At 67.8% G+C, this 16,127-nt stretch carries 15 protein-coding genes; 9 read left to right on the top strand and 6 right to left on the bottom strand.

The window, feature by feature from the left end:
• The first annotated feature begins 77 nt into the window (after positions 1–77).
• From bluB to SLQ30_RS23865, 4 genes are read left to right on the top strand one after another with little or no spacing between them, the layout of a single operon-like run.
• Positions 78–674 carry a 5,6-dimethylbenzimidazole synthase gene (bluB, locus tag SLQ30_RS23880; RefSeq protein ID WP_413468171.1) on the top strand — a complete coding sequence of 199 codons (597 nt, stop codon included), beginning with the start codon at positions 78–80 and terminating at the stop codon, positions 672–674.
• Between the two features lie 10 nt (positions 675–684).
• Positions 685–1,449 (top strand): 5-oxoprolinase subunit PxpA, encoded by a 765-nt coding sequence (locus SLQ30_RS23875; protein ID WP_319449260.1) that lies wholly within the window; start codon positions 685–687, stop codon positions 1,447–1,449.
• Complete coding sequence (locus tag SLQ30_RS23870) at positions 1,449–2,378, top strand: MBL fold metallo-hydrolase (RefSeq protein ID WP_319449259.1); 930 nt, start codon at positions 1,449–1,451, stop codon at positions 2,376–2,378. The genes SLQ30_RS23875 and SLQ30_RS23870 overlap by 1 nt, the downstream gene beginning before the upstream one ends.
• Entirely contained in the window at positions 2,375–3,610 is a 1,236-nt protein-coding gene (locus SLQ30_RS23865; RefSeq protein WP_319449333.1) for an SLC13 family permease, read from the top strand. Before SLQ30_RS23870 ends, SLQ30_RS23865 begins: the two co-directional genes overlap by 4 nt.
• Position 3,611: 1 nt before the next feature.
• On the opposite strand, the gene rlmB is transcribed toward SLQ30_RS23865, so the two are convergent.
• Genes rlmB through carD form a run of 4 tightly spaced genes read right to left on the bottom strand, consistent with a single transcriptional unit; the run spans position 3,612 to position 6,977 of the window.
• The gene (gene rlmB, locus SLQ30_RS23860; protein ID WP_319449258.1) at positions 3,612–4,559 is read right to left on the bottom strand and encodes a 23S rRNA (guanosine(2251)-2'-O)-methyltransferase RlmB; all 948 of its coding nucleotides are present in this window, start codon (positions 4,557–4,559) and stop codon (positions 3,612–3,614) included.
• Positions 4,559–5,965: a cysteine--tRNA ligase gene (gene cysS / locus SLQ30_RS23855; RefSeq protein ID WP_319449257.1), complete on the bottom strand. Its 1,407-nt coding sequence runs from the start codon at positions 5,963–5,965 to the stop codon at positions 4,559–4,561. Before cysS ends, rlmB begins: the two co-directional genes overlap by 1 nt.
• Positions 5,966–6,006: 41 nt before the next feature.
• On the bottom strand, positions 6,007–6,480 hold the full coding sequence (gene ispF / locus SLQ30_RS23850; RefSeq protein WP_319449256.1) for a 2-C-methyl-D-erythritol 2,4-cyclodiphosphate synthase: 474 nt from the start codon (positions 6,478–6,480) through the stop codon (positions 6,007–6,009).
• Positions 6,481–6,488: 8 nt separating this feature from the next.
• A complete protein-coding gene (gene carD / locus SLQ30_RS23845; RefSeq protein WP_319449255.1) occupies positions 6,489–6,977 on the bottom strand; it encodes an RNA polymerase-binding transcription factor CarD in 489 nt (162 codons plus the stop codon).
• Positions 6,978–7,304: 327 nt separating this feature from the next.
• Here carD and SLQ30_RS23840 point away from each other — a divergent pair, with 327 nt between their 5' ends.
• Genes SLQ30_RS23840 through disA form a run of 3 tightly spaced genes read left to right on the top strand, consistent with a single transcriptional unit; the run spans position 7,305 to position 10,510 of the window.
• Positions 7,305–7,895 carry a hypothetical protein gene (locus SLQ30_RS23840; RefSeq protein ID WP_319449254.1) on the top strand — a complete coding sequence of 197 codons (591 nt, stop codon included), beginning with the start codon at positions 7,305–7,307 and terminating at the stop codon, positions 7,893–7,895.
• Between the two features lie 44 nt (positions 7,896–7,939).
• On the top strand, positions 7,940–9,337 hold the full coding sequence (gene radA, locus SLQ30_RS23835) for a DNA repair protein RadA (RefSeq protein ID WP_319449253.1): 1,398 nt from the start codon (positions 7,940–7,942) through the stop codon (positions 9,335–9,337).
• A gap of 51 nt (positions 9,338–9,388) precedes the next feature.
• Positions 9,389–10,510, top strand: coding sequence for a DNA integrity scanning diadenylate cyclase DisA (gene disA, locus SLQ30_RS23830; protein WP_413468163.1), 1,122 nt, complete (start codon positions 9,389–9,391; stop codon positions 10,508–10,510).
• A gap of 1 nt (position 10,511) precedes the next feature.
• Here the strand turns inward: disA and SLQ30_RS23825 are convergent, their stop codons facing one another.
• The gene (locus SLQ30_RS23825; RefSeq protein WP_319449252.1) at positions 10,512–11,276 is read right to left on the bottom strand and encodes a hypothetical protein; all 765 of its coding nucleotides are present in this window, start codon (positions 11,274–11,276) and stop codon (positions 10,512–10,514) included.
• 59 nt (positions 11,277–11,335) lie between these two features.
• Positions 11,336–14,149, bottom strand: a complete 2,814-nt coding sequence (locus SLQ30_RS23820; protein ID WP_319449251.1) for an RND family transporter — start codon at positions 14,147–14,149, stop codon at positions 11,336–11,338.
• Positions 14,150–14,281: 132 nt separating this feature from the next.
• On the opposite strand from SLQ30_RS23820, the gene SLQ30_RS23815 reads away from it, so the two are divergent.
• Positions 14,282–15,466, top strand: coding sequence for a sensor histidine kinase (locus tag SLQ30_RS23815; RefSeq protein ID WP_319449331.1), 1,185 nt, complete (start codon positions 14,282–14,284; stop codon positions 15,464–15,466).
• Positions 15,463–16,125: a response regulator transcription factor gene (locus SLQ30_RS23810; RefSeq protein ID WP_319449250.1), complete on the top strand. Its 663-nt coding sequence runs from the start codon at positions 15,463–15,465 to the stop codon at positions 16,123–16,125. The genes SLQ30_RS23815 and SLQ30_RS23810 overlap by 4 nt, the downstream gene beginning before the upstream one ends.
• The last annotated feature ends 2 nt before the right edge of the window (positions 16,126–16,127 follow it).

Genomic DNA, 16,127 nt, shown 5'->3' with positions numbered 1-16,127 from the left:
CCGACGTGACAGCAGCACACGCATTCAGCGAGCCGGAACGAAGGGCTGTCTACCGCGCGATATCGGAACGCCGCGACATGCGCGAGTTCGTTCCGGACACAACCATTCCCGAGCCCGTACTGGCCCGCTTGCTCGCGGCCGCGCACGCCGCACCGAGCGTCGGGCTGATGCAGCCGTGGCGGTTCGTCAGGATCACCGACACCGGCTTACGCACCCGGCTCCATACACTCGTCGACGAAGAACGCAGGCTCACCGCCGATGCGCTCGGCACGCGTGGCGACGAGTTCCTGGCGCTCAAGGTCGAGGGCATCCTGGACTGTGCCGAGCTGCTCGTCGTCGCACTCGGCGAGGACCGCAGCCGACATGTCTTCGGCCGCCGCACGATGCCCCAGATGGACCTGGCGTCGGTGTCGTGTGCCATTCAGAACCTGTGGCTGGCCGCGCGCGTCGAGGGGCTCGGACTCGGGTGGGTGTCGATATTCGACCCGGACCGGCTCGCGCGGCTCCTGAACATGCCTGCCGACGCCGAGCCGGTCGCGATCCTGTGTCTTGGTCCGGTGCCCGCGTTCCCCGACCGACCCGTCCTCGAACTCGAGGCGTGGACTTCTGCACGTCCGCTGGCGGAGTTCGTGTCTGAGAACTGCTGGGCTCCGACTGCCGCGTCGCCGACGTAGGCTGGCCGACGTGTCCGCCGCGACCATCGACCTCAACGCCGATCTCGGCGAGGGCTTCGGGGTATGGCAGCTCGGCGACGACGACGCCATGCTCGACCTGGTGACCAGCGCCAACGTCGCGTGCGGATTCCACGCGGGCGACCCAGCCGGGCTGGCCCGTGTATGTCGCGCCGCCGCTGCACGGGACGTGCGCATCGGCGCCCAGGTGGGCTATCGCGACCTGGCCGGGTTCGGCCGCCGCTTCATCGACGTCACCGCCGAGGATCTGTTCGCCGACGTCGTGTACCAGCTGGGCGCGCTGCAGGCCCTGGCACATACCGCGGGCTCGACCGTCAGCTATGTGAAACCCCATGGCGCGCTGTACAACACCATCGTCACCGACAGCGGACAGGCGGCTGCCGTCGCTGCGGCCGTGCACGCCGTCGACCCCGGGTTGCCGGTACTCGGGCTGGCAGGTTCTGAGTTCTTCACCGCCGCCGAACGACTCGGCCTTCGCACGGTGCCAGAGGCCTTCGCCGACCGGGCCTATCGCGCTGACGGCCAGCTGGTCTCCCGTCGGGAGCCCGATGCGGTTCTTCACGACGTCGACCAGATCGCCGAGCGGGTGGTTTCGATGATCAACACCGGGCGTGTCACCGCAGTAGACGGATCACGCATCCCGATCAGCGTGGAATCCGTTTGCGTGCACGGTGATTCACCTGGCGCGGTGCAGATCGCGCACACCTTGCGACAACGGCTGGAATCCGAGGGCATCCAATTGGCGGCGTTCGCCTGATGCGGCTCAAACTCGGCAGACCGAAGCTCGACGACTACCGGGACTACTTCGACGCGTCCACCGCAGCCGCGGACGCCCCGCTGGCGGTGACGTGGGCAGGAGTCACCACCCTGCTCGTCGACGACGGCGACTCCGCGCTGATGACCGACGGATTCTTCTCCCGCCCGTCGCTGGCCGCGGTGGCAACGCGCAGGCTGTCGCCGTCGGAACCCCGCATCGACGGCTGTCTGGCCCGGTTGGGCGTCACGTCGCTCGATGCCGTGCTGCCGGTGCACTCCCACTTCGACCACGTCATGGATTCCGCTGTCGTCGCCGCACGCACGGGCGCCAAGGTGGTGGGTGGGACCTCGACCGCGCAGGTCGGTCGTGGGTTCGGCCTGGCCGAGGACCGGCTCGTCACCGCTCACCCCGGCGTGCCAATCACGTTGGGCGCCAAGGATAACTGGGTCGTCACACTGATCGAGGGCGACCACTGCCCACCGGACCGCTTCCCTGGCAAGATCACCGCCCCGGTCGTCCCACCGGTGAAGGCGTCGGCGTACCGATGCGGGGAGTCGTGGTCGACGCTTATCCACCACGTACCCACCGACCGGCGGCTGCTGGTCGTCGGCAGCGCCGGGTACGTGACCGGTGCACTGAGCGGTCAGCGCGCCGACGTGGTGTACCTCGGCATCGGTCAACTCGGGCTACAGCCGGAGCGCTACCTCGTCGACTACTGGACGGAGACCGTGCGGTCGGTTGGGGCCCGCCGCGTGGTGTTGATCCATTGGGACGATTTCTTCCGCCCGCTGCACGCGCCGCTACGCGCGTTGCCCTACGCGGGCGACGACCTCGACGTGTCGATGCGGGTGCTTTCCCGCCTGGCGGCCGAAGACGGCATCCCACTGCAGCTCCCCACGTTGTGGCAGCGCGCTGACCCGTGGAGCTGACGCTGGCGCTCGCCGCGCTGGCCGTGGTGCTCGGGTTCGCAATGGTTCGGCCGCGCGGCTGGCCCGAGGCCGTGGTGGCGGTACCGGCGGCGGCGCTGCTGATCGCCACGGGTGTGGTCACTTGGGCGGACGCCGTCGCCGAGGTCAAGGACCTGCTCCCCGTCGTCGGTTTCCTCGCCGCGGTGCTGGTGCTCGCGAAGCTGTGCGACGACGCGGGCCTGTTTCACGCGGCGGGCGTCGCGATGGCACGACGCAGCGGCGGCCGGCCACGCAAACTGCTCGGCTGGGTGTTCCTCATCGCGGCAGGCACCACGGCCGTGCTCAGCCTCGACGCGACCGTGGTGCTGTTGACGCCGGTCGTGCTCGCGACCGCCCGTACGCTGCAGAGTCCGCCGAAGCCGCACGCATACGCCACCGCACACCTGTCGAACACCGCGTCACTGCTGCTCCCGGTGTCCAACTTGACCAACCTGTTGGCGTTCAGCGCAGCCGGGCTCGCCTTCGTCCACTTCACCGCGTTGATGGCGCTGCCGTGGGTGCTCGCCATCGCCGTCGAATATGCGTTGCTGCGCTTCTACTTTCGCCGTGAGCTCGTCGCTCCGCTGGAGCCGTCGGCACCCCCACCTGCCGAGGTTCCGGTATTCGTGCTTGTGGTGCTTGGCGCGACCCTGTTCGGATTCGCGGCCACGTCGGCCCTCGGCATCGCGCCGGCGTGGGCGGCGTTCGCGGGCGCCGTGGCGTTGGCGATTCACGGATTGGCCCGTGGCCGCAGCTCCGTCCGCGGAATCGTGGAGGCCGTCAATATCCCGTTCCTGGCCTTCGTGCTGTGTCTCGGGGTGGTGGTCACCGCGGTCACCCACCACGGACTGGGCACCGCGATGCAAGCCGTGCTTCCCGACGACACGACGCTGGCCGCGCTGCTCGGCATCGCCGTCATCGCCGCCCTGCTGGCCAATGTCGTCAACAATCTGCCTGCGGTACTGGTATTACTCCCCCTGGTGGCCGGACTGGGTCCGGCGGCGGTGCTCGCCGTGCTGATCGGCGTGAACATCGGCCCGAACCTCACCTATCCGGGCTCGCTGTCGAATCTGCTGTGGCGCAATGTCGTTCGACGTGATGGACTCGACGCCGGGTTCGTCGAATTCAGCAGGGTCGGGCTGGTGACCACCCCGCTGACGTTGGTGGTCGCCGTGCTCGGCCTGTGGGCCGGTGTGCAACTGTTCGGCGTGTGAACTAACTGCGGCGCTGCCGCGCGATCTCCGCGAGCACCACGCCCGCGGCCACCGACGCGTTGAGCGACTCCGTCGGCCCCGCCATAGGAATCGACACGATCGCATCGCAGTGCTCACGCACCAGGCGCGAGAGGCCCTTGCCCTCGGAGCCGACTACGACGACGGTCGGCCCAGTGGCATCCAACTCGTCGAGTTCGGTGTCGCCGTTGGCGTCGAGGCCGACGATCTGGAGTCCGGCGTCGGACCAACTCTTCAGCGTGCGATTGAGGTTGGTGGCACGCGCGACGCGAAGGCGGGCCGCAGCACCCGCGCTGGTGCGCCACGCCACCGCCGTCACCGACGCCGAACGGCGTTGCGGGATCAACACGCCGTGTCCACCGAACGCCGACACCGACCGCACGATGGCGCCGAGGTTGCGCGGATCGCTGATGTTGTCCAGCGCGACCATCAACGCGGGAAGGACGTCCGAGGTCGCCGACTTCAGCATGTCGTCGGGGTGGGCGTAGTCGTACGGTGGCACCTGCAGCGCGATGCCTTGATGCAGCCCGTTGGTGCTCATCCGGTCGAGGTCGGTGCGCGGCACTTCGAGGATCGCAATGCCGGCATCTGCTGCCCGCGTTACGGATTCGGTCATCCGCTCGTCGGTCTCGGTGCCAAGCGCGACGTACAGCGCAGTGGCAGGGACGCCCGCGCGCAGACACTCCACGACGGGGTTGCGGCCGAGTACGAGTTCGACGTCGTCGGTCTTGCGGCGAGCCCGTTGCTGCTTCGCGGTCTTGGCGGCCTTGGCTGCGCGCTTGGCGGCCGGATGATGGGTGCGCTCGGAGGCGGGCGGGGTGGCGCCCCTGCCTTCCAGCCCGCGCCTGCGGACCCCGCCGGAACCTACGGTCGGGCCCTTCTTGCTGCCCGTCTTGCGCACGGCACCGCGCCGCTGTGAATTTCCAGCCATTATTTTCCGTCTCCATCGAGCAGGCTCCATTGAGGACCGTCGGCTGTGTCGGTGACCTCGATGCCTGCTGCCTTCAGCCGGTCACGGATCTCGTCCGCTTGGGCCCAGTTCTTGTGTTCACGTGCGTCAGTGCGCTGGACGAGCGCCCATTGCACCAATTCGTCGACCGCCGTCAACGCCGCCCGCGTCTCGTCGCGCGACTCCCAACGCTCATCGAGCGGGTCGCACCCGAGAATGCCCATCATCGCGCGGATCGACGAAGCGTGCGCCATCGCGGCCTCGTGATCACCCGCGTCCAACGCGCGATTGCCCTCGGCCCGAGCAGCGTGCACCTCGGCCAGCGCGATGGGCACGGCGAGGTCGTCGTCGAGCGCCGCAGCGAACTTCGGCGTCCAGGTGCCTGGCACCACCGTGCCGACGCGGCCGCGCACCCGGTGCAGGAATTCCTCGATGCCCGTGTACGCATTGGCAGCGTCGTTCAGCGCCGTCTCGGAGAACTCCAGCATCGAGCGGTAGTGGGCACTGCCGAGGTAATAGCGCAATTCAGCGGCCCGCACCCGCTGCAATACCGCGGGGATCGCCAGCACGTTGCCAAGCGACTTGCTCATCTTCTCGCCGCCCATGGTGACCCAGCCGTTGTGCAGCCAGTACTGGGCGAACCCGTCGCCCACCGCGCAGGCCTGTGCGATCTCGTTCTCGTGGTGCGGGAACACCAGGTCCATGCCGCCCGCGTGGATGTCGAACTCGGGGCCAAGGTACGTCTCGCACATCGCGACGCACTCGGTGTGCCAGCCGGGGCGCCCGCGGCCCCACGGGGTCGGCCACGACGGCTCGCCGGGTTTGACGCCCTTCCACAACGTGAAGTCGCGCTCGTCGCGCTTGCCCTTGGCCACGCCCTCACCCTGATGGACGTCATCGACTCGGTGTCCGGACAGTTGGCCGTACTGCGCGTAGCTGAGCACGTCGAAGTAGACGTCGCCGTCGCTGGCGTATGCGTGGCCTGCCGCTATCAGCCGTTCGATGAGCTCGACCATCTGGGTGATGTGGCCGGTGGCGCGGGGTTCGACCGACGGCGGCAGCACTCCGAGCGCGTCGTACGCCTGGCTGAAGGCGCGCTCGAAGGTAGCCGCCCACTCCCACCACGGCCGGCCTGCGTCGGCGGCCTTGATCAGGATCTTGTCGTCGATGTCGGTGACGTTCCGGATGAAGGCGACGTCGAAGCCCTTTGCGGTGAGCCAACGACGAAGCACGTCGAACGCGACGCCGCTGCGCACATGTCCGATGTGGGGCTGCCCCTGTACGGTCGCGCCACACAGGTAAATCGACGCATGCCCCGCCCGGAGTGGGACGAAGTCGCGCACGGCACCGGTCATGGTGTCGTGGAGGCGCAGGCCCGTGTCGGTCACGACGGGCCAGCTTACCGGCCCAATTCGCCGTTGTTTAACAGTCAGGCTTCAACGGCGACGACGAGCGCGGTGGCGATGGCCGCCAACCCCTCACCTCGGCCTGTGAGTCCGAGCCCGTCGGTGGTGGTCGCCGACACCGATACGGGAGCATCGAGTAGCTCGGAAAGCACTTGCTGAGCCTCGATCCGGCGGGGACCGACCTTGGGTCGATTTCCGATCACCTGGACCGAGGCGTTGCCCACCCGGTAGCCATCGGCAAGCAGCAGCCTGCGCACGTGGCGAAGCATGTCTGCGCCGCCGACGCCGCGCCACTGAGGCTGATCGGTACCGAAAACTGACCCGAGATCGCCAAGCCCGGCCGCGCTGAGCAACGCGTCGCACAGTGCGTGAGCAGCGACGTCACCATCGGAATGCCCGGCGCAGCCGTCAGCGTCATCAAACAGCAGGCCCAGCAGCCAACACGGCCGCCCAACCTCTATGGGGTGTACATCGGTGCCAAGACCGATACGCAACACGAGGTCCCTTAGGACGCGGCGGCGAGTACCTCGTCGAGCATGGTGGCAGCCCGCTCGTCATCGGTGCCCTCAGCGAGCGCCAATTCACCGACGAGGATCTGCCGGGCCTTGGCGAGCATGCGCTTCTCACCCGCAGACAGCCCGCGCTCCTGGTCACGACGCCACAGGTCGCGAACGACCTCAGCGACCTTGTTCACGTCACCGGAGGCCAGCTTCTCGAGGTTCGCCTTGTAGCGACGCGACCAGTTGGTCGGCTCCTCGGTATGCGGGGCACGCAGTACCTGGAAGACCTTGTCGAGGCCCTCCTGCCCGACCACGTCACGAACGCCGACGTACTCGGCATTGTCTGCAGGAACTCGAACCGTGAGATCGCCCTGAGCGACCTTCAAGACGAGATATTCTCTCTGCTCGCCCTTGATGGTCCGGGTTTCGATCGCCTCGATCAATGCAGCACCGTGGTGTGGATAGACAACGGTGTCTCCGACCTTGAAAATCATCAGTTTCGAGCCCCTTTCACATCTCAATGTTAGCACGGGGCTACGTCACACGTTGAACAACTATGCAGGTCAGGGGCACTGATGATGATGGAGGGGGCTTGACACCATGGCGAATACATGCAGTCAGCGGGGCAAACGCCTGGCCCTCGGCAACCCTCGCGTGCGCTGCGCTCGTCGCCTTTCAAGGCCCTGGCTACCCGCGGTACAGACGGGATTGGGGTCCGTGCTTGCCCTCGTCTATCGCGGCCAACCGCCACCTACTACTCTCCTTAGTACTGTCAGGGTTCGATACCTGGGACCCACGTCAAGGCTGACCAGGAGGCTTCCGTGAACCGCATCAGAACGCGCATTCCTGCCATGACCGCGGGCCTGGCGGCTGGTGGGCTGGCCGTCGTGGTGACGCTTGCCGGCTGTAGCGCAGGGCAGGTCGCGCAGACCGCCGGGCAGCAGCCTGCCATCAACGGCACCGGCGCGACGGTCGGCAACATCGACCTGCGCAACATCCACCTGCGCGCGGTGCAGGACTCCGCTTACGTACAACCAGGCGCTGACGTCGAACTGCTGTTCGTGGCAGCCAACGGCTCCGCCGCAAACGGCGACCGGCTGGTGTCGATCACGTCGGACGTCGGGTCCGTGGCTTTGGTCGGTGACACCAGGGTGCTCCCCGGCGGCACGCTGGTTGTCGGTACGCCAGACTTTCAGCCCAGCCCCCTGGGCGTCACCGAAGGCGCGGGCACCGCCGAGGCCGCCGTCGCGCTGACCAAGCCGATAAGCAACGGCCTGACCTACCCGTTCACCTTCACCTTCGAGAATGCGGGCCAGCAGACCGTCGAGGTGCCCATCGCCGCCGGCGAGGGTTCACGTCGCGTCGACAACGCGGAGAACAACGGCGTGAGCGTGCCGGCAGGCCCGCACTAGCGCGTCGAATCCGTTCTGTCAGTCGCGGCGGCTAACGTCGGTTCGTGGCCAAGGCAGGGGCGAAGGTGCGTGCGCAGTACCGCTGTTCGGAGTGCAATCACGTCACCGCCAAATGGGTTGGCCGCTGCGCGGATTGCGGCACGTGGGGCACGGTCAATGAGGTGGCCACGATCAGCATGGTCGGCGGCACGACCGGAGCCCGGTCGGTCGTGCCCAACTCCCCGGCCGTCCCCATCACGTCCATCGATCCCGGCCAAACGCGTCACTTCCACACCGGCGTAAGCGAACTCGACCGGGTGCTCGGCGGCGGCCTTGTCCCCGGTTCGGTGACGCTGTTGGCAGGCGACCCTGGGGTCGGCAAGTCGACGCTGCTACTCGAGGTCGCCCATCGCTGGGCCAGCACGGGGCGGCGCGCGCTGTACCTGTCTGGCGAGGAGTCCGCCGGTCAGATCCGGCTGCGCGCCGAACGCACCGGCTGCACCCACGACGAGGTCTTCCTGGCTGCCGAGTCCGACCTGCAGACCGCGCTCGGACACATCGAGGCGGTTCGGCCGTCTTTGGTCATCGTGGACTCAGTGCAGACCATGTCCACCTCGGACGTCGACGGAGTCACCGGCGGGGTCACTCAGGTCCGCGCGGTCACCACCGCGCTGACGTCATACGCCAAGGGTGCAGCCTCTTCGCGGGTCGCGATGATCCTCGTCGGCCACGTCACGAAGGACGGGGCCATCGCCGGCCCGCGGTCCCTCGAGCACCTCGTCGACGTCGTATTGCACTTCGAGGGTGACCGGGCCTCCGCGCTGCGGATGGTGCGTGGCGTGAAGAACCGCTTCGGCGCCGCCGACGAGGTCGGGTGTTTCCTGTTGCACGACAACGGAATAGAGGGGGTCGCCGACCCATCCGGACTGTTCCGCGACCAGCGCCCGGCCCCGGTTCCTGGCACCGCGGTGACGGTGACGATGGACGGCAAGCGTCCGCTCATCGGCGAGGTGCAGGCACTCGTCGCCGAATCGTCGGCAAGCAACCCGCGGCGCGCCACCAGCGGCATCGACTCGTCGCGCGCCGCGATGATCCTCGCCGTATTGGAGAAGCGGGCCAAGCTACCGCTTGGCAAGTGCGACGTGTACCTCTCCACCGTCGGCGGCATGCGCCTGGCCGATCCGTCAACGGACCTGGCCGTGGCTGCCGCGATCGCGTCGGCGTTCGAGGACGTTCCCATGCCCGCCGACGCCGTGTTCATCGGCGAGGTGGGCCTCGCCGGTGACATCCGCAGGGTAACCGGCACGGACCGCAGGTTGGCCGAGGCCGCCAGGCTCGGTTTCAAGTCCGCTATGGTGCCGCCTGGCGTCAAGGACGTGCCTGCGGGTCTGCGGATCCGCACCATCGAGGACATCGGCATGTTGTTGCACGGGGTGCAGCGCATCGCCGACAATGGCGGCTGATGCCTAGGTGCGGCGGGCAGGAGCGCAGCTACCGGGGAATTAGGAGGCGCGATGGCCGTGAAGTCCAGCAGTAGGACCACCCGCGGCACAGTGGTCCAGCTGGCTCGCCCGACCCTGCGCGAGACGCTGGGCCGGCTGGCGCCGGGGACACCGCTTCGCGACGGCCTTGAACGCATCCTGCGGGGCCAGACGGGCGCGCTCATCGTGCTCGGCTATGACGACAGCGTCGACGCCATCTGCGACGGCGGATTCACGCTGGACGTGCGCTACGCCCCTACGAGGCTGCGCGAGCTGTCGAAGATGGACGGCGCGGTCGTGTTGTCCAGCGACGGCACCCGCATCCTGCGCGCCAACGTGCAGTTGGTGCCAGACCCGTCGATTCCCACCGAGGAATCCGGGACAAGGCACCGGTCGGCCGAACGTACCGCCGTCCAGACCGGCTATCCGGTGGTCTCGGTCAGCCACTCGATGAGCATCGTGACGGTTTATGTGGCTGGGGAACGGCACGTCGTCCCGGACTCCGCGACCATTCTTTCGCGGGCCAACCAAACCATCGCCACACTCGAGCGCTACAAGACGCGCTTGGACGAGGTCAACAGGCAGCTGTCCACGGCCGAGATCGAGGACTTCGTGACGCTGCGCGACGTGATGACGGTCGTGCAGCGGCTTGAGATGGTCCGTCGGATCAGCCTCGAGATCGACGCCGACGTAGTCGAACTCGGCACCGCAGGACGGCAGCTCAAGCTGCAACTCGAGGAACTCGTCGGTGACAACGACACCGCACGCGAGCTCATCGTCCGCGACTATCACGCCAACCCCGACCCGCCCACCACCACGCAGGTGACGTCGACGCTGGATGAACTCGACGGGCTCAACGACAACGAGTTGCTCGACTTCACTGCGCTGGCAAGGGTTTTCGGCTACCCAACGACGTTGGAGGCCCAGGATTCGGCGATGAGCTCACGCGGCTACCGGGCCATGGCGGGCATACCGCGGCTGCAGTTCGCACATGTCGACCTGCTGGTGCACGCGTTTGGCTCGCTACAGGGCGTGCTCGCCGCAAGCGCAAGCGACCTTCAGTCGGTGGACGGCATCGGGTCGATGTGGGCGCGCCACATCCGCGAAGGACTGTCGCAGTTGGCCGAGTCGACCATCGCAGACCAGCTGGCCTGAGTCAGTTCCCCGGAGCGGGGGCACCTTCGGCTGGCGGCGGGGCGTCGCCTGCCGGCGCCGCGGGGGCGGCTTCGGCCAGCGCGAACGGCAACGTTGACGACCGCAGATTTCCGAGCTGGACCACCAGGTTGTATGTGCCTGGCCCGATCGGCTGGCGCGGCAGCGGGCAGTTCGGCGCCGAACCCATGCCGGTCCACGTCACCTCGGTGGTGACCTGCTCGCCCGGGTTGAACGTCTTGACCAGCGTCTCGTTCGAGGGCGCACAGTCGAGGTTGGACCACAGCCGCGTGTTGTCGAGGCCGTAGACGTAGGCCGCCAATACGGAGGCACCGACGTCCCGCTTGCACGCGACGAGTCCGATGTTGGTGACGACCATCGTGAACTTGGGCTGATCCCCGACCGAGTAGTCGGGCTGGCTGGTGATGCCCTTGACCGCCAGCGTGGAGTCCGGGCAGTCCTCACCCTCCTTGAGCACCGGCGGCGGCGTGACGGCCGCGGTGGGCGTTGGAGTCGGGGGCGGAGCCTCCGGTGCCGGCGGCAGCACAGGTGACTTGACCTCGGGATTCTCGCCAGGCAGCGGAGTCGGGGGCGCCGCGCTTACGCTGGGCTTGCCGTCGGTCTTCGTGTCGCCGGTCGCATTGGAGATCACGACGATGACGACCGTGACGACGATGGCGAGGACAAGCGCCGCAACCCCGATGGCGAGCATGCGGCGCCGCTTGTAGATCTCGGGTGGCAGCGGGCCCTGCGGTTCTAGATCTAGCACAAGTTCACGGTAAGGCCAGGTCATCGCTAGTCGTCCGACCTCGCTCGGCGTGTCGCGCCTCAGCCTTTTCCGATGTGACTCAAAGTCGACTGCCGAAGTGGCCACCAGAACCATCGGCCGAGCAACGCCACTAGCGACGGCACTACGTACGTGCGGACGATCAACGTGTCCACCAATAGTCCGGCGCCGACCGTGAAACCGATCTGGGCGACGCTCAGGACACTGCCTCCTACCAGGGCGAACATCGTGATGCCGAAGACCATCCCGGCGGTGGTCACCACGCCGCCGGTGCCTGCGAAGGCCCTGATGATGCCCGTGCGGATACCCGCCCGCGCCTCCTCCCGGATCCGCATCGTCAGCAGCAGGTTGTAATCGGCGCCGACGGCGACCAACGCGATGAACGAGATCGGCGCGACGGCCCAGTGCAGTTCGTGGCCGAGCAGGTGCTGCCACACCAGGACGCTGACGCCGAGCGCCGAGGCGTAGGACACGACGACGGTCCCGACCACCGCGAGGCCCGCCACCGGGCTGCGCAGCATCACCGCCACGATTAGGAAGATCAGCGCCAGGGTTGCCCCGACGAGCAACACGATGTCGCCCCTGACGAACTCCTGAAGGTCGCGGGTCGCTGGCCCGACGCCCGCAAGTTCCACGCCGGTCGGGGTGAGCGTCCCCTCCTTGGTCGCCTCGGTGATCGCGGTGTCGAGCTGTCGTGCGCGCGCAGCGCCGTCGACGCCCCACTCCTGCCCGTCGCCGTACACCAGCAGGTAGGTCGCGCGGCCATCCGCCGACATCAGGTTGCGCAGCGCCCCTTGAAAGCGTGGGTCGGTCAGGGCGCGTTCGGGTAGGTAGAAACCGCCGGCCGCGCTGCCCCTGAACTGGGTGTCGAGCTCATCCAGGTAGTCGGTCAGCGCACGCACCTGCGGCCCAATGGAGTTCACCATGTCGGCCACGTCGCGAGTGGCCGATCTCGCCTGACTCAGACTGGCGGTCATCGAGCGCACCGTGGCGGGCAGCCCTGCGAGCGCTGCGGTCGCGGTGCCCGAGCCGTCTGTCAGTTTGGTTGTGCCATCGGTCAATTCGGCTGAGCTACGCATGGCGTCGTCCACGGGCTGAACCAGGCGCACCACCACCGAGCAGACCGGGTTGGTCGGGCAGCCGGGGGTGGCGTCGACGAACCTGCGTAACGGGTCGAGATACCCCGACACCGACGACATATTGCTTTGCAGCCCTTGCATTCCCGAACGCATGTCGTCGGCGGCCGACGAGACCTCACCTAGTCCGTCGGCGCCGCTCTGGAGGCCCCGCCCGAGTTGGGTCACCGCGGACGCCATCTGCGCCAGGGTGGCGTCGAGGTCGGCAACGCGTCGAAGCCCGTCGGTCATCGCGTCGATCCCGTCGTCGAACTGCTCACCCATCACGCCGACCTGGTGGCTCAGGGTTGCCTCGTCGGGTATCCGGCCCGCGGGCCTGCTGGCGGACTGCACCATCCGCACCCCGGGTATCGCCATGACCTGACGGGTGATTCGCTCGACAGCGATCAACCCGGCCGGGTTTCGCATGTCGTGTCCGGCTTCGATCGTGACCACGTCGGGCAGTAGCCGATTGACCGGGAAGTGCCGGTCCATCGCGGCGTACCCACCGTTGGATTCGGCATGAGGCGGCGTTGCGGCCGGTTCGTTCCAGCCCATCCGAAGGCCGGCCACCGGCAACGCCAGGATGACGACGAGCCCAGCGCTGACCGCGAAGATCGGTCCGGGCCATCGCGCCACGGCCACCCCGATGCGCCGCCAGCGACGCGCGATGACGGAGCGCCGGGGTTCCAGCAGCCCACGCCTCGCGGCCAGCCCGATCAACGCAGGGGCCAGCGTCAAGGACGCCAGCATGGCGACCAGAATACCGATGGCGCAGGGGATTCCAGCGCTGCGGAACACGCTGACCTCGGCGACGCTCAAACAGGCCAGCGCCGCGGCCACGGTGAGCCCCGAACCCGCGATCACCGGTGCCACCCCGCGGTACGCGTCGCTCAGCGCGACGGCCGGGTCGACGCCGCACCGGCGGCGTTCGTGGTAGCGGCCGATCAGGAAGATCGCGTAATCGGTGCCTGCGCCCAGCATCATCGCGGCGATGAGCGCGACCGAGAACAGCGAGACCTCGATCAGGCCGGCTTGTCCGAGCGCCGCGACGATGGGCCGGGCGACGGCCATTGCCAACCCCACCGAGATCAACGGGATCGCGGCGGCGACGACCGACCGATACACCACGAGCAGTAACAACAGGATCAGCGCGACGGTGGCTGCGGTGATGCCGAGCAGTTGCCGGTCGATCTCGGCGAACTCGTCGACGATCGTGCTACCTGGCCCCGTGACGTGGACGTGGAGGCCGTCCGGAGCGGCAAGCCGGGCCACCGTCGCCCTGACCGCGCCGACGGAGTCGCTGGCCTCCGTCGTGCCCAGCATCCCGGCAAGCCGAATCATGACGTTGGCCGCCCGGCCGTCCTCGCTTTGCGCCACCGCTTCGGTGACCGGGTCAGCCCAGAGGTCGGTCACCGACTTGACGTGGACGGTATCGGCGCGCAACGCCGACACCAGCGCGTCGTAGTACGCCCTGTCCTGCGGCTGGAGTGGTTGATCACGTTCCAGCACAACGTAGTTGAGGTTGTTGGTGGCGGCTTCACCGAAGAGCTCGGCCGATCGTCGTACGGCGATCGAGCTTTCCGCCTCGGCGGGCATGAACGAGCGGCTGTGCTCGGCGACGACGGTCTCCAGTTGCGGCACAAGCACATTCCCCACGCCGGCAGCGACCACCCAGCAGCACAGCACCAGCGGGGCGTACCGGTTGATGAGCTGCGCGCCCCGCTGTGACCACGTCATGGATCGACGTTATGTGGGCACTCGCGTCAAGCACGTCGTGCCGAAGTCGACTCCTCCACTCCGCCCGTGGGCGGAGTTCGAACCCGACCGCAGCAGGGTGTCGGCAGGGCGGAAGCCTTCTACGATGGGGCGGTGCTACGGGCCGCAACGACGTACCTGCGAGACCGGATCCGGCAGCGGACCGAGCTCATCCCGCTCGGATACTCGTGGGCCATCGTCATCGTGACCGACTGCGCCATGGCGATGGTCATCGTCGTGGCGACGGTGCAGCGACCCGACACCGACCTGGTGGTGGCGCTCGCTGCCTCCCTCGTCGCGGTATCGCCGTTCGTGCTGTTCTTCGTATCCGGTATCCACTTCAACTCCCCGCTAATCTCGGCTACCGCGCTGACCGCCACGGCGATGTTCCTATTCGGCACCTCGACGCCGATACCGGGTGATTTCGCACCGCTGTCGTTGGTGCTGATGGTCGGCGCGGTCGGGTCGCTGGCGTCGGTGTCGGGCGGGCTGCTGGCCACCGCGTTGGCGACCGCACTGCTGGGGGCCGCCTCGGCGATGCACCGGCTGGACGGAATCGCGATGTACCTCAGCATCATCGCGATGGGCTGGCTGGTGGGATTTCTGCTGCGGACCCAGCGGCAACTGCTGATCAGACAGAACGAGATGCAGGCGGAGCTGGCCGAGCACGCCGCAACCGACGAGCGTCGTCGGATCGCCCGCGAGGTGCATGACGTCATCGCGCATTCGCTCACCGTCACGCTGCTGCACGTGACGGGAGCCCGCCGTGGCCTGCAGCAGGACCGCGACATCGACGACGCGGTCGATGCACTGTGCGACGCCGAACGCCTCGGTCGCCAGGCGATGGCCGACATCCGTCGCACGGTCGGCCTGCTAGACCAGGGCCCGGCCAGGATTGCCCCAGAGCCGGGCATCGGTGACATCCCTGTGCTGATCGATGACTTCCGCCAGGCCGGCCTTGCCCTCACGTTCGACGCCGACGGCCCGCACGACCGGGTGTCGGGAGCAGTTGGGCTGGCGCTCTACCGCATCGCGCAGGAATCGTTGGCGAACATCGCCAAGCACGCGCCTGCATCCAATACCGCTGTGCGGCTGTCGGTTTCACGGGCGGCTGCCCGACTAACCGTCGTCAACGAGATACCCGTCGCGTCAACCGTCCAAGCCGCATCCGACGGGCGTGGGCTGAACGGGATGCGTCAGCGCGTCGAACTGCTTGGCGGCGCGATCGACATCGGCCGCGTCGGCGACGACTGGTCGGTTCGAGCGGAGCTCCCGTTGACCACCGGGCGCGGACAGTGACCGCCGACAGCGCGGACATCTCCGTCCTGCTGGTCGACGACCAGGATCTGGTGCGTTCCGGACTGCGCCGGATCCTGCGCCGCAAGGACGGCTTCGTCATCGTCGCCGAATGCAGCGACGGCGACGAGGTTCCCGACGCCGTGGCTGCACACCGTCCTGACGTGGTGGTGATGGATCTGCGGATGAAGCGGGTCGACGGCATCGAGGCGATTCGGAGGATGACGGATCAGGCCTCGCCGCCGGTGCTCGCGCTCACCACGTTCAACGAGGACGAGCTACTGTCCGGCGCACTGCGGGCCGGTGCGGCGGGCTTCGTCCTCAAGGACTCATCGGCCGAGGAGTTGATCCGCGCGGTGCGAGCGGTGTCCAGGGGCGAGGGCTACCTGGATCCTGGCGTGACCTCTCGGGTTCTGCACACCTACCGACGGGCGGGTGGCGCGCGGCCTGCCGGGTCGTTGACCGAGCTGACGGTGCGCGAGCTCGACGTGCTGACCCTGATCGGCGCGGGCCGTTCCAACAACGAGATCGCCGAGGATCTGTTCATCTCCTCAGTCACCGTGAAGAGCCACATCGGCCGGATCTTTCAGAAACTTGAGCTACGCGACCGCGCCGCCGCGATCGTGTACGCCTACGACCACGGCATCGTCGCGCCCCGCTGACC

This window comes from Mycobacterium sp. RTGN4 (genome assembly GCF_033804635.1).
In the GTDB taxonomy this organism is placed as follows: domain Bacteria; phylum Actinomycetota; class Actinomycetes; order Mycobacteriales; family Mycobacteriaceae; genus Mycobacterium.
The sequence above is the reverse complement of the archived record's forward strand: the minus strand, read 5'-3'. Positions and strand labels throughout refer to the sequence as shown.

Excerpts from the sequence above, each read along its gene's own strand:
- bluB (WP_413468171.1), top strand. The coding sequence starts at position 78 with ATGCGCGAGTTCGTTCCGGACACAACCATTCCCGAGCCCGTACTGGCC.
- SLQ30_RS23870 (WP_319449259.1), top strand. The coding sequence starts at position 1,449 with ATGCGGCTCAAACTCGGCAGACCGAAGCTCGACGACTACCGGGACTAC.
- rlmB (WP_319449258.1), bottom strand. The coding sequence starts at position 4,559 with ATGGCTGGAAATTCACAGCGGCGCGGTGCCGTGCGCAAGACGGGCAGC.
- carD (WP_319449255.1), bottom strand. The coding sequence starts at position 6,977 with ATGATTTTCAAGGTCGGAGACACCGTTGTCTATCCACACCACGGTGCT.
- disA (WP_413468163.1), top strand. The coding sequence starts at position 9,389 with ATGGCCGTGAAGTCCAGCAGTAGGACCACCCGCGGCACAGTGGTCCAG.
- SLQ30_RS23820 (WP_319449251.1), bottom strand. The coding sequence starts at position 14,149 with ATGACGTGGTCACAGCGGGGCGCGCAGCTCATCAACCGGTACGCCCCG.